Origin of the sequence: Maribacter sp. (assembly GCF_039974175.1) — a bacterium.
Lineage (GTDB): Bacteria > Bacteroidota > Bacteroidia > Flavobacteriales > Flavobacteriaceae > Maribacter_C.
In genome coordinates this window covers 1308097-1321158 of sequence record NZ_JBDWJN010000010.1, presented here as the reverse complement: position 1 = coordinate 1321158, position 13062 = coordinate 1308097, and the positions used below count along the sequence as shown (strand labels likewise).

At 39.3% G+C, this 13062-nt stretch carries 14 protein-coding genes; all 14 read right to left on the bottom strand.

Annotation, left to right across the window (positions count from 1 at the left end; genetic code table 11):
* Nucleotides 1-57: 57 nt before the first annotated feature.
* Nucleotides 58-498, bottom strand: a complete 441-nt coding sequence (locus ABJN95_RS15015; protein ID WP_348371399.1) for an SRPBCC domain-containing protein — start codon at nucleotides 496-498, stop codon at nucleotides 58-60.
* 12 nt (nucleotides 499-510) lie between these two features.
* Nucleotides 511-840, bottom strand: coding sequence for a metalloregulator ArsR/SmtB family transcription factor (locus tag ABJN95_RS15010; RefSeq protein WP_348371398.1), 330 nt, complete (start codon nucleotides 838-840; stop codon nucleotides 511-513).
* A 134-nt stretch (nucleotides 841-974) separates the two neighbouring features.
* On the bottom strand, nucleotides 975-2045 hold the full coding sequence (locus tag ABJN95_RS15005) for an adenylate/guanylate cyclase domain-containing protein (RefSeq protein ID WP_348371396.1): 1071 nt from the start codon (nucleotides 2043-2045) through the stop codon (nucleotides 975-977).
* A gap of 6 nt (nucleotides 2046-2051) precedes the next feature.
* Nucleotides 2052-2486, bottom strand: coding sequence for a cupin domain-containing protein (locus ABJN95_RS15000; RefSeq protein WP_348371395.1), 435 nt, complete (start codon nucleotides 2484-2486; stop codon nucleotides 2052-2054).
* 22 nt (nucleotides 2487-2508) lie between these two features.
* Nucleotides 2509-2886, bottom strand: a complete 378-nt coding sequence (locus tag ABJN95_RS14995) for a VOC family protein (RefSeq protein ID WP_348371393.1) — start codon at nucleotides 2884-2886, stop codon at nucleotides 2509-2511.
* Between the two features lie 58 nt (nucleotides 2887-2944).
* On the bottom strand, nucleotides 2945-4012 hold the full coding sequence (gene rsgA / locus ABJN95_RS14990; RefSeq protein WP_348371391.1) for a ribosome small subunit-dependent GTPase A: 1068 nt from the start codon (nucleotides 4010-4012) through the stop codon (nucleotides 2945-2947).
* Nucleotides 4013-4155: 143 nt separating this feature from the next.
* Nucleotides 4156-4455, bottom strand: coding sequence for a hypothetical protein (locus ABJN95_RS14985; RefSeq protein WP_348371389.1), 300 nt, complete (start codon nucleotides 4453-4455; stop codon nucleotides 4156-4158).
* A 109-nt stretch (nucleotides 4456-4564) separates the two neighbouring features.
* Complete coding sequence (locus tag ABJN95_RS14980) at nucleotides 4565-5506, bottom strand: SMP-30/gluconolactonase/LRE family protein (RefSeq protein WP_348371388.1); 942 nt, start codon at nucleotides 5504-5506, stop codon at nucleotides 4565-4567.
* Nucleotides 5507-5548: 42 nt separating this feature from the next.
* On the bottom strand, nucleotides 5549-8074 hold the full coding sequence (locus tag ABJN95_RS14975; protein ID WP_348371387.1) for a glycoside hydrolase family 3 N-terminal domain-containing protein: 2526 nt from the start codon (nucleotides 8072-8074) through the stop codon (nucleotides 5549-5551).
* A gap of 163 nt (nucleotides 8075-8237) precedes the next feature.
* The gene (locus ABJN95_RS14970) at nucleotides 8238-9320 is read right to left on the bottom strand and encodes an adenylate/guanylate cyclase domain-containing protein (protein ID WP_348371385.1); all 1083 of its coding nucleotides are present in this window, start codon (nucleotides 9318-9320) and stop codon (nucleotides 8238-8240) included.
* 195 nt (nucleotides 9321-9515) lie between these two features.
* Nucleotides 9516-10163, bottom strand: a complete 648-nt coding sequence (locus tag ABJN95_RS14965; protein ID WP_348371384.1) for a hypothetical protein — start codon at nucleotides 10161-10163, stop codon at nucleotides 9516-9518.
* Nucleotides 10164-10222: 59 nt separating this feature from the next.
* On the bottom strand, nucleotides 10223-11221 hold the full coding sequence (locus tag ABJN95_RS14960) for an alpha/beta hydrolase (protein WP_348371382.1): 999 nt from the start codon (nucleotides 11219-11221) through the stop codon (nucleotides 10223-10225).
* Between the two features lie 358 nt (nucleotides 11222-11579).
* Nucleotides 11580-12371 (bottom strand): sterol desaturase family protein, encoded by a 792-nt coding sequence (locus ABJN95_RS14955; RefSeq protein ID WP_348371380.1) that lies wholly within the window; start codon nucleotides 12369-12371, stop codon nucleotides 11580-11582.
* Nucleotides 12372-12447: 76 nt separating this feature from the next.
* On the bottom strand, nucleotides 12448-13014 hold the full coding sequence (locus tag ABJN95_RS14950) for a cyclic nucleotide-binding domain-containing protein (protein WP_348371378.1): 567 nt from the start codon (nucleotides 13012-13014) through the stop codon (nucleotides 12448-12450).
* Between the last annotated feature and the right edge of the window lie 48 nt (nucleotides 13015-13062).

Sequence of the window (13062 nt, the reverse complement as noted above, 5' to 3'; positions counted from 1 at the left end):
GATAACGTGGATGCCCTAAACTGTATTTCAACTTTGCAGATGTTTTCGCGCTAATTGCTACCAATACCGAAGTGCCTTGCCATTTTCTAAAAATTCTTTTAGTGATTCGTGAATTAGATAATTCCATCCGCCAACAAAGTTTTCCTTCTTGAAATCTGGGTTTGTAAATGTTTCAATTCCTTCATGAATGAGTTTTACTTTGGTTTTTTCACCAATAGCTGATAATTCAAAGCTTACAAAAGAACATCCTGGGTATCCTTCGTATTTCCAAGAATATTTAAGTTTTTTAGGCGGAATTACTTCTAAAACCTCGCATAGATGCATATAGCGCTTGCCTTCTTCACCACCTTCAAATTGAAACTTACAGCCCACTTCTGGTTTGAAATCTGGGATATCGAAATACCATTTTTTCATCAACTCTTTTTCGGTAATTGCCCGCCAAACTAATGCTATAGGAGCATTAAATTCCTGTTCTAAGATTAATGGTTTGTTTTCCATAGTGTTTGTGTTTTAGGATTCCTTTTTAGGTTTTGATTGTAATTCTTCCAATAGCACCCCGAGTTGATCGAATTTTCCAGCCCACATTTTTCTAAACGGTTCTAACCAATCGCCAACTTCAATTAGCTTTTGTGCTTCAAGATTGCAATACCGTTCGCGCCCCTCTTTTTTTATAGTGATAACACCACATTCTTGTAGGTATTTGATATGTAATGATACTGCTTGTCTGGTCATATCGAACTGGTCAGCCAGAGCATTGACATTCTGTGATTTGCTTGTCAATGCCAGTAGAATACTCCTTCTTGTAGGGTCGGCTATAGCATTAAATACATCTCTTCTCATAATTTCGATTAATACGCAAGTAATTGCTTGCTAATATAAACGAAAGCATTCACTTGCGCAATTTTTTTGATAAAATTATTTAGGAAGAAAGATGGGAGTGAAAAATGGGAACAATCGTTATGGGCGTTTATAAGTCACAATGGTTCTCCTTTATTGGCAGTACTTGGCTGGGCAGCGAAAATTTTAACTTCTGTGGCCTTACCCTTTAAAAGGATATTGCCTTTGGGTTCAAATGCAATAGTTGTGTTACCCAACTTGTTTTTTAAATTTTCCGATAAGAGTAATTCTTGCCCCAACTCATTGCATTTTCCTTGAATGCGAGCTGCGGTATTGATAGTATCGCCATGATATGCGATTTCCTTTTTATACTTCCCTACTTCGGTAACGGTAACTACGCCTTCGTTCAACCCCGCCTTAAATGTAGGAAGACAATCATATGAATCTAAATAGTATGACTTCTTTTTGAGCAGTTCGCTTTTAAAACTGTAAAAGGCATTGATGCAATTTTGGTTTCGTAGTCCATTTTTTGATTGCCAGGTCAGAATGGCCTCGTCGCCCACATATTGATAAATTTCAGCCTCATTTTCGATGACAACACCTAGATCATTAAAACATTCTTGAATGAGTCTACTATATTTAATATGCCCTAATTTTTCGGCGTGCTTTGTCGAATCTTTCAAGTCTAAAAACATAAAAATTCGATTCTCTTCTCTAGGCTCATAAAATTTGCCTTGCAACATTTTCCATAAATTATTTCCTCCTAGCATCATATTTACCTGCCATACCGCGGCCATAAAAATGTCTATCGTTAATATATAGAAATAGATGGGGAGGCTTCCTTTGTCGAAAATGAAATCTATTAAGCTAATTTCCAAACCCAAAATAGGCGGAACTATAAGGTATGAAGCTAGTACTAAAATGGTCAGAAAAAGAATCGAAAGCGACAGGCGGATGATCAATAGCTTCTTCGCTGAGGTACGTTTATAGAGGCGTTCGAGCGCAATAATTTGGGCGTAGCCCGATATGGCACCAAAGACTGGAGCCATTGTAAAAACGTACCCCAAACTAGTAAGAAAATCGAAGTCAATAGCACCATCCTCCGTTGCCCCAACGCCTCTTATTATAGTTAAAAATAAGAAAGCTAAGGTCCAACCAAGGCTATAGGTGCCTATGATACGCCATCTGCGTTTATTCTTGAAATTCACACGTTTTTATTCTTCGTAAATATCATATTCGGCGGATATGCGCTTCATTAATGCCGCATCTTCAAAATCACTATCGGTTAACTGCGATAGTTTTTTCAAGTAGAGATCAAACTGACCACTTTTGAAGATAGTGAGCATCTTACCACCATTTTTACAGCTCGCGGCATGCCACACATTGGGCGGAATTGTGATAGTATCTCCTGCTGAGGCGATAATGGATTCGTTATCAAAAATCAACCTTACTTCGCCCTCAAGAATATAAAATACTTCGGTCATTATTTTGTGATGATGTCTTCCCAAATAAAATCCAGGTTTCAGGGTGTCTTCAACAAAACACAGTTCACCATTGGTTTTGTTTGATGAAAGTTTAATAAAGCAATGGTCTTGAGCGTAGTTGTAGTTTTCACCTTTTCCATTTCTTATTATTTCTTTTTCCTTCATTTCTACTTATTTAATTGCCACCTTAATGGTCGCAAGTGATTGATATGTAATAGTTATCTAAATCTCGGATAGAGAATTCTCGGCGCCCTGAGTTGGTGTTCAAATGAGGTTCTTCCTCAATTTTGGCGTTGAGCTTCTTAGCGTTTGCCCAAATCAGGTTCAAGTCGTCTACCACAAAATACAAAATCAATCCGTTTCCGGTTTCTTTGGTAGGGTCAGCTAAGGTCGGATGCCCATGGACTTCCCATCTGTGCAATGACAAAATTTGTTCGTTATTTTCATTAGTCAAAATTTCGAAAATACTTCCTCCATGTGCACTTTTACAGTTCAAAAGTTTTTGATACCATTTCGAGCTTTTTTCCACATTTGCCACTGCAAGTATCGGTTCTGGTCTTATCATGATGGTTTAAGAATTTAATTCCGAATTAATTTTAAACTTAGTCAGCTACTTAGTGCATTTAATACCGATTGCGATTTCGCTCTTTCTTCATATTCTTGATCAGCTTTCCCAAGTCCTTATCTTTCTTTTTCTTTTCTGCAACACTAGATTCAAAAAAATCTCTTTCCTTTTCCATTTTTTGAAAATTCGCATAGGAATCTGAGTCAATTTCTCCGCTTGCGACCGCTGTCAGTATAGCGCAACCCTTTTCATTGGTATGGGTACAGTCACTGAATTTACAATTTTGTGCTAATTCAATAACGACGTCAAATGTGGTTTCAAGCCCGGCTGAAGAAGTTGTAATACCGATTTCCCGCATTCCTGGATTGTCAATAAGAATGCCTCCGCTTTCCAAAACCACCAACTCGCGATGTGTTGTAATATGTTTTCCCCTATCGATTTTTTCGCTAATTGCAGCGGTAGGCATCAGTGTTTTTGCAGTTAGTTGATTTAAAAGCGTCGATTTGCCAACGCCAGATGAGCCTAACAAACAGTAGGTTTTGCCATGTTTGATGAGGGCTTTTATTTCCTCTAATCCAATACGGGTGTGATTGCTAAGCCCATAAACAGGAACAGTCTTTATTCGCTTTTTTACTTCCGTAAGAAGTGCATTTAACTTTTTCTCGTCTACCAAGTCTATCTTACTTAAAACAACAATAGGGGCTACATTGGCTGTATTACAAATGGTTAGATACCGCTCTAACCGATTGATATTATAGTCTCTGTTGACCGATTGTACAATGAGTCCATAATCAATATTGGTTGCGATTATTTGCACTTGGGCCGATGTTCCGACGGCTTGTCTTTCGAGTATGGAATGTCTGGGGAAAATACCGTGTATTAAAGATTTGTTCTCATCATATTCTGAAATAGCCACCCAGTCACCGACTGCAGGAAGGTCGTATCTGCTTTCTGCTGTAAATCTCATATTACCAATAAGTTCTGACTCCAATTCAGCGGTACCCGTTTTGACAACATAGCGGTCTTTATGTTCTAAAATAACGCGACCAATGGCAAATGAGTCGAAATTCTGCTCTTTTCGATAGTCGTCTAAAGCTTTGTTGTATCCTAAATCTTCAAGTGTCATTTTCGTTGGTTGATAATAGGGTCAATTTGTGTGTAAGTGGCTTTGGATTTGTTGAAAGTTTTGTGTCATTTATTTTTTTTATCTGAAATCATGCAGCCTTTCGATTCTCCATTTTTAAACCCGATTATGATGTATCTAAAATTTTAAGACGCACAGGAAGATCTACCGTTCGAACTTGAAAGCGTACTGATATTTCCTGCCTTGTCTCGCGTATAATTGATTTTAATTGTCTTGTCAAAGCTTGTTAAAAGCTCAATTCGCGAACTCCATTCTGCATCACTCATATCTCTGTTTATTCGAACAACTAAATCGTATTCTGAATTTGCTACCGCTTTAAACATCATTAATGAAACGGGTTTTGCTTCCCTTTTGTTTTGACTTAATAAGCTTTGGAAACTGATTGATAGTAAGACGGCAATACCAATCTTTGCTATTTTTTTCATTGCTTAAAGTTTACAAGGGTTCACAACCTACTCAAATTTCGTGAGTATAGCTTACTATTTCGGAGGAAGAACTAAGGTAAGATTTTAGAAGAAGAACTAATCGTTTTGATCATTCAATCTCATATACTAATAATTTGGTTTTCTCAATAGTATCAGATTCAGCAAACTGCATCGATTCTTGATTCAAATGTCTCAAATTCGAATTCCCAATTACCACAGCCGTGTTCTTGGCGAAGCAGAAGGTAAGGGGCACGTTTAAATCTGGGTTGCCACTGTCGATGATTTCGACAGCTTCGATTTTGCTTTGTGTTGCATTCAAGACCAACTTTCGAAAGTTAAAACCATTGGCTTGAATTCCGTTTTGTACAGCATACAAATGACCTTTGTAAAATTCCAAGCCGTCGATGCCCTGAGAGGTGCTTAGCGAGTCTGCCTGGTTTAGGAGCTGTTTGTTGACCATATCTAATATGCGCACTCCCTTTTCAAAGGAGGCAATATAGAGTTTTGAATTATCATCTGAAATGGCAATACCATTAGGGAATTCGATTTCGGGAGACTCGTAAAACAATTCCAGTGCATCGGCTTCTTTTTTTAAAAGAAAGATAGATTGACCGTTAGAGTCGGTTAGGTAGATATCGCCTTTGTCATCAACAACCATGTCGTTTAGAAATTGTCCTTTAGTTGCAGTATAGCGTTTGAGCAGTTTTTGGGTGGAGATATCAAAGGTATATAAAGCTGAAAGGGAATCTTGCCTTCTGGCGTATCCCCCAAGGGCATGCAGCAGGTTTCGCTCATCATCAACCCATATACCAACGCCTGGTTGGTAACCAAATTCTTGCTCTGTTATAAAGTCAGCTTGTTGGCCCGTTTTTCTGTCAACGCTTACTATTTTTGATTTGGCTACACTGGTCAGGTAAAAGGCGTTGTTTTTCGCGGAAAAGGCAATACCTTCAGGTACCAAGTCTTTTTCATCGAGTACGTATGCGGTTGGCATTTTTTCAGCACAGGCCAAAAACAAAATAAAGAGCAGTAGGGTAAAAGTATACTTCATTTTACATATTGATTCTTAGGCTAATCTGTACCAGAAAAACCGTTACCTACCATCACATCCGGGTTTGGCATCAATGTCTGATTCTAGGCGAATACTACTTAGTCCGATATCAACGCCTTCACCCGCTGTAATCATTAAGGCAGTACTAATCTTACTCATGTCAACCCCGAGATTAGCAAAGCAACTTAAGCTTATACGGTATTCTTTCCATGCATTTCCTTCGATCTTGATATCAAGGGTTTCATCACAATCGGAGTCTTGATCACATCCCATTCCAATCTTGACAAGGGCAATATCGTCTGTAAATGATTTTGCCGAGAAGGTCAATTCCATCGCGCCATTGGTTTGTCGTGACATATCATTTGGTGAAGACGTACTTACTCGCACTTGGTCGTAGTCTGATTTCGTCCACTTTATGCGCAAAGCATCTTCTTGTGCCTCATGATCAATTTTGCTAATGAGCAGGCCGCCTACCGATGTAGGAAAACTAGCTATTTGTTTGTTTAAGTCTCCTGATTTCAGCCACAAGCTCCATGGTGCAACGGGAGCACCCTTACTGAAAAAGTTACCCGTTGAAGCTACTTCAGCGCTTTCTAAACCAGATGCTTCCGAAAGTTGATCGACGTTTACAGTGCTTTTGTAAGAAAGCCCATAACCCAACTCAAACAAGGCCCCTGACTTACGCTGTTTGGGGTCTTCAGCCACAACAGCACGATTGGGCCAAGTAAAAGATAAACGCCCTGTAAAATCGTATGACGGGTCTCTTTGGAATACCATATCGGAAATACCTCCACCTTCAGTACCTGGTAGCCAAGCAGCAATGAATGCGTCTGACATATTTATTTCAGGGTTGCTCCATAGAGGACGACCTGATAGAAAAACTGACACAATAGGAATACCTTTATTGCGAAATTTCGCAAGTTTATTTACATCAAAAGCGTTGGGTACGAAGTCGAGATTTTCACGATCTCCCTGGAACTCTGCATAGGGGTCTTCACCATAAATGGCAACCACCGCATCTGCCGTCTCATTGGTATCTCCGTTAGCTGAAAAAATCACTTTGCCGCCAGCTTTATTTACCGCATCTTGTATGCCATCAAGTATCGATTCGCTATTTGGAAACTCAGCATTGGTATGTCCGGTACCTTGCCAGGAGCGCGTCCAACCGCCACATGCCTTCGAAATACTTGCGGCCCCATCACCCACTACCAATATTGTTTTTGAAGCATCTAAAGGCAATAAGCCCTTGTTGTTCTTTAATAATACCATAGACTCCCGTACAGCTTGTCTGGCAATAGCCCTGTTTTTAGGAAGACCCAAAAGACCCTCATCTCCTGCATTTTTGCGTGTACTTGGCGCACCTTTGGTAAATATACCCGACGCTATTTTTACACGTAGAATACGCCGCACCGCATCATCTAATCGACTCATAGGTATGGTTCCATCCTTCGCCTGCTTTAGGGTGTTCTCATATAAATCTTTCCAGCTATCTGGAGCCATATACATATCGAGACCTGCATTTAAGGAAGCTGCACAATCTGTATTCGTACAGCCCTGAACTTGCCCGTGACCGTTCCAATCGCCTACCACAAAACCGTTAAAACCTAGCTGCCCCTTAAGCACATCGGTCAACAGTTCTTTGTCTCCATGCAGTTTTCTACCCTGCCAGCTAGAAAAAGAGGCCATTACAGTTTGTACGCCTGCTGGTATCGCGCTGTAGTATCCGGCCGCATGTACATCTCGTAATTCTGCTTCGCTGATCGTAGCATCACCTTGATCCACACCATTTTCAGTCGCTCCATCCGCTAGAAAATGTTTAGCACTTGAAATTACCCGTCCATCTCCCATGAAATCTTCCTCCCCAAAACGACCTTGTAGACCATAAACAATACGATCTGCATATGACTTGACTAATGCTGGGTCTTCTGAGAACCCCTCATAACTTCTACCCCAACGTACGTCTTGCGGTATCGCCAAAGTTGGCGCAAAGGTCCAATCGTGACCAGATACGGTAAGTTCATGAGCAGTCACCGCAGCAATTTTTTCGATGAGGTCAGGATTGTGCATCGCACCCAACCCAACATTGTGTGGAAATACAATCGCACCGCTGAGGTTGGCGTGACCGTGAACGGCATCAATACCCCAAATAGTTGGAATGGCTACCTCCACGCCCTCTGTATCTATGGAGGCGTTGTAATATTTATCAGCCATCGCTAACCATGTTTTGGTATCAGCATAGGGTAGTGGCCCAGGAGCCGAATTACCGCCACTTAACACTGACCCTAAACGGTACTTTTTAACTTCTTCTGGAGTAACTGATCCATTATCGGCTTGAATCACTTGACCTACTTTTTGTTCTAAGGTTAATTTCGGCAATAGCTCATCTATTTGTGTCTCAATCGCTGTATCTAATGGTAGTGCTTTGATGGCTGTCCATTCTTCAGGATGAACTAGATTTTCCGATTTTTCTGTGGCCGTGGTTTTTTTCGATTGCGTACAGCTAGTAATTAGCATAACAGCAATACACAACAATGACAAGGGTAATGATAAAGACTTGATAGCTTTCATAAAAAATGGCTGGTGTAATTTTGAAACCTAGTAGATTCCTCGAAATATTCTTGATTAAAAAGACAAGATACCATATTTCTGAATGCTGTTTAGAATTCCGGGATTAGATTTTCTATAAAAAGTTCTGACTTTTGTTTAAGTTCAAATTCGAACTTGTACTACATTAGGCTTCAAAAATGGTATAGACATTCGATGCTTCCTTTTTACCTTTTAAAGGCAAATTGCCAATAAATTGCGTCGAATAACGGTGACCTACCTTAAGGTCTTCTTTTAATTTCTCTGACATTAAAACGGCTACATCGTGTGTATTGCATGCGGCCTGTATTCTTGCAGAGGTATTGATGACATCACCATGAAATGCCAATTCCTTTTTTACAACACCTACTTCTGCAACCATTAAGTCTCCGCCATGCAGCCCTGCTTTAAACTCGGGTAGTAATCCATATTTTTTTGTATAGTATGCACTACGCGTATTCAAAAGGGTCTGGAATGCAAAGAACAATGCCACACAATTATTGTTTGCCAATCCTTTGCTATACGACCAACTCAGCACAGCCTCATCGCCTACATATTGATAAATCTCGGCGGCGTATTGCGGAACAACTTCATTTAAATCATAAAAACAATCCTGTATCAATTGGCTATATTTTAAATGCCCTAAAGTCTCAGCAATGCTTGTCGAAGATTTTAGGTCAAGAAACATAAAAATTCGTTTCTCTTCTTTTGGGTTTTTATAAGTACCCCATAGCATTTTTAAAAATATTCCTGGTCCGAATTTTTCGTTGGCAATCTTGATGAAGGAAAAAATTAGGGAGCTTAGCATAAAGTACAAAACGGTTACCCAAAAGCTTTTGTCGCTACGCCACCAACCCAGTTCGTTACTTTTTTCTACGCCAAACAGCTCCCCACCCAATTCAATCATCGAAGTTGATAACAGTATGATAATGAAGAGATAGATAATTGTCTTCATAACAACAGTCAACCCTATAGCACGTCTTTTGGATCCATATTTTTCAAAAACGAACTCTATTGTGGCATATAAAATACCGAACAGAAAACCAGCCAAGGCAAATAGGGAGAGTATCTCCGTCATGTCTAGGTTATGCTGCGATTCGGCATTTATTAAAATACCAGGGCTATCTTCTAGTCCAAAAAATCGAAATACGCCCCAGAGCAACATGGTAATCGTCCAAAAAAGTATGGACTGCCATAGGTAGTGCAAAAATGTTTTTAGTGTTTTGCTCATTGACCATTACCTAATAAAGAATTAAAACAACGGCATATCATTGTTTGGCCTTTTGGCCGCGCCGGCATGGGTTTAGGGGGGCGGTAGAATGGTTTATTTAATTTCATTTGTACGATTTTGCATAACGTATTCGTCTAACACTGTGGTTTAGGCAGCTAATCCTTTTAGAAGACTTGGTTCGTTGTTGGCTGTAGTTTATTTCTTTTTTAAAATCAGATTTCTAAATCGCCCCGAGGAGCCAAAGCCTGTCCAAAGTCCGATTTTTTTAGAAGTAGTTGCGTTTAAACGATGAACTGTTAAAACCGGTTCGGATAGATGTTTTACATAAACCGTTACTTTTTCATCATCAACCTTGATTCTTGCTTTGAACCAATCATCAGGATTTGGAGCTTGAGTAATTTCGTTTTCAAATTCTCCGGTTCTTTGCGCTCTTAGTTTTCTCCATGTAAATTCAGGGTGAAATATATATTGCACCATATGGTCTTTTCTTATCTGTTCTTCAGCAACAAAGTTGAAGGGGCGAAAATAGATGGCTTCATAGGTACTGTCATTTTCGATATTAAAGGCTATTCCGATAAAACTTTTCCCCGGGTTGTTCTCTCCTAAAAGTTCAACTTCTATCGTACCTGTACCAAATTCGGTATCCTCAAAAATTGCCAAACCGTCGCCGTCTCTGGCATCCATTTCCACGGCATGCTCAATAGCTCCATAAAGCGATACCGCTCTATTTACGGCTGTTATTTTTCCGTTTGTAAGCGTATTGGCTAGGTTTAACTCTTGCTGACCGTATGCTTCAACGACAAGCAGCGCCATAATTGCAAGTAGTATTTTTTCTTTTTTCATATTTCCTTTTGTTTTTTATAAGGTCGATAATTATGACCAGTACGTTCATATGTAAATAGCTATTCGGTCAATTGTGTTCTAAATTCTTTTTCGAATATAGCCGGTTGGTCTATCCAAGGAATATGCCCTGCATTTTTGAGACTTCTAAATTTAATTCGAGCTACTTCTTTCGCCCATTTTTTATTTAGGTTATTTCCGAAATCCAACCAGTCGTGGTCACCGATTATAATACTTACAGGATAATTTTGGTTCTTAAATTCCGAAAAATAATCCCATCCATTTTTGGGATACGTATTGGCCGTTAGGTTGAATACATTGCCTTTATAGATACCTCTTCCGTTTCTTAATTCAGTCCATTTCGAAATATCATACAGCATTAATTTTCCAAAGTTGATTCTCGATCGCATCGTTTTTTCCCTTGAATTGAGCAAAGAATCTGCTTTGTTAAGACTGTACTCCGCAAGTTCTTTAGCGATTGCTGCTCTATTTTGGAATTCTTGACTCGCCGCAAACTGCTGTTGGCCAATTTCATTATCCTCATCAGAAAATGGTTGCTTAAGGGCTGCAGGACTAATAAGCACTAGTTTTTTAATATGCTGTGGATATTTCGAGGCGTAGGCCGAAGCTAAAACACCCCCCATAGAATGTCCGACAATTGTTACTTTGTTGAAATCTAACTCTTTTCTTAATAATTCCAAGTCATTGATGTGTTGCTCGAATGTAATCAAAGAATCAGGAAAAGGAGATCGCAAGGAACCCCGTTGATCATAAAAGACAAATCTAAATTCATTTTCGAGCCCGTGCACCGCGGCTAACATGCCGCCATGTTCGCCTCCCCAACCTCCATGAAGCATGATGATAGGTTCAATTCCATTGCCGATTTCTTGGACATAAATTTGAGGATCATTGCCCCAGTTACCGGTTGATAAATACCATTGCTTTAGGGGCGGGGTATTGGTGGTATCGCTATGCTGTGCTTGAGCTGCTCCAAGATGCACCATTGCAATGCTGATGGCAATAGCGATCTTAAGGGTATGAAGAAAAATATTAGATTTCATTTCCTATGATGTTTACTTTAAAGATAAGGTAGTTATCTATTTGTTACAGCACAAATTATGACCAAGTTATGGGCTACCCATGCTACATTTGTAGCCTATGGATTGATGTGCATGAACAATTGAACTTGTCCTTCATACTTTAAGGTAATAATGAAGCGCGATCGTTAATTCAAAAAACCTTTTATAAAAAACAAAGGGAACATTGGTTTGACCCATGTTCCACATTGTTTGATTACGCAAAGGGCATGCGCTTTAATGGTAGTTTCTAAACCGTGACTTGTTATCACAAGAATTACTTCTCAAGCACAAACTCTTTTTGCGCTGGTGCTCTTCGTAGGTGCAGCTCCAACCAAACCATTTAATTTTTATCGGTCTCATTTGATTTCTTTGAACTGATATCCTTGAAAAGTAGCATATCCAATATTCGGTCTGTTGCACCATTGTAAAAACCTGTTTCTTTTTCGTAATTCTTGGGGTTTTTGAAAGTGCCAAAAATCATATCAATAATCGGTAAATCGGAATAGTTGTATTTATGAATTCCTCTGCCGTGATGAATGGAATGACTTTCTGGACGTTGAATTAAATACCCTATCCATTGTGGCGTCTTGATATTCGCATGCTGAAAAAAGGCCATAAAATTAATAATGAAAAGTAAAATCGTAATTACCTCAGGTGATAAACCTACGAACAAGGTCAAAGAGATACTGCCCACAAGTGTGAAGCCAATCATGTCTAACGGACTGTGAAATAACGCCCCATAGGTATCTAATCTTTCTGCACTATGATGCACTTGATGAAAGGTACGCCACAGAAAATCGTATTTGTGCATGGTGATATGGTATAGGTATACGCCGAGTTCGTAAACTACAAGACCTATAGCTAAGCCTGGTACTAGGCCTAAATAGCTTAAATCAATTAGTTGGTATTGGGCAAGAAAAGGGTCAACCCAAAGGGGTAGATAAGATGCCATAAAAAAGAAAAGGAAGAAAAAGCTGAGGCCTTTCAATCTCCATAACTTCACTTTCGGAAGTTTCCGTGCTGGAAAGAGTTCTTCCCATACAATTAATAGCACATAAGTAGCCAATACATATAAAGATAAAGGGTCAAGTAAGATTTCTAAGGGCGTGGGTAATGATAAAAAAGTTTCCATGATCTTTGTTTAAAATATTAGACCACAAAACTAGGGGCGATGAAAAACTTAAACGAATAAATGCACTTGACCTATGTTAGGAACTCATTTTCTTTCGGATCCTGCTTAGGCTTTCAGGGTGTATGCCTAAGTATTTGGCTATTTTATTGACTGGAATATTAGAAATGTACTGCGAACGCGATTCGAACATTTCTTCATAGCGTTCTTCGGCAGTTTTTGTTAAAAAGTCTTTCTCTCGGTTTGATTTTCTGATATACCCCTGTTCCGTGATAATGCGGCCGAATTTGTTGGTTTCAAGGGAAGTTTCATAAGCGCTCATTAAACTAGAATGTGCAATCATCTCCATCTCACAATCCATCAAGGCCACTATCTGAACGTCAGTAGGCAATTGCGTTAAAAAGGAAGTTAAACCGCAAAATAATTCGTTCTTAAAAAAGAAGTCGATGATCTTTTCGGTCATATAACTTTTGATACTCATTTCGACAATACCAGCGTTCATGAAGTAGACCATATCTTCCACCTTTCCATATGGTGTAATAAGCTCCCCTTTTTTAAAATGTACTTTTTCTACAACAAAAGGAAGTGCATCGTTAGTGGTCAAAGCGGTACCTAAAACCGAATTATAAAATTCCCTGAATGACATCTTATTTAAGCGTTAAAATAATATACCCTTAAGTTACCGATTTTTTTC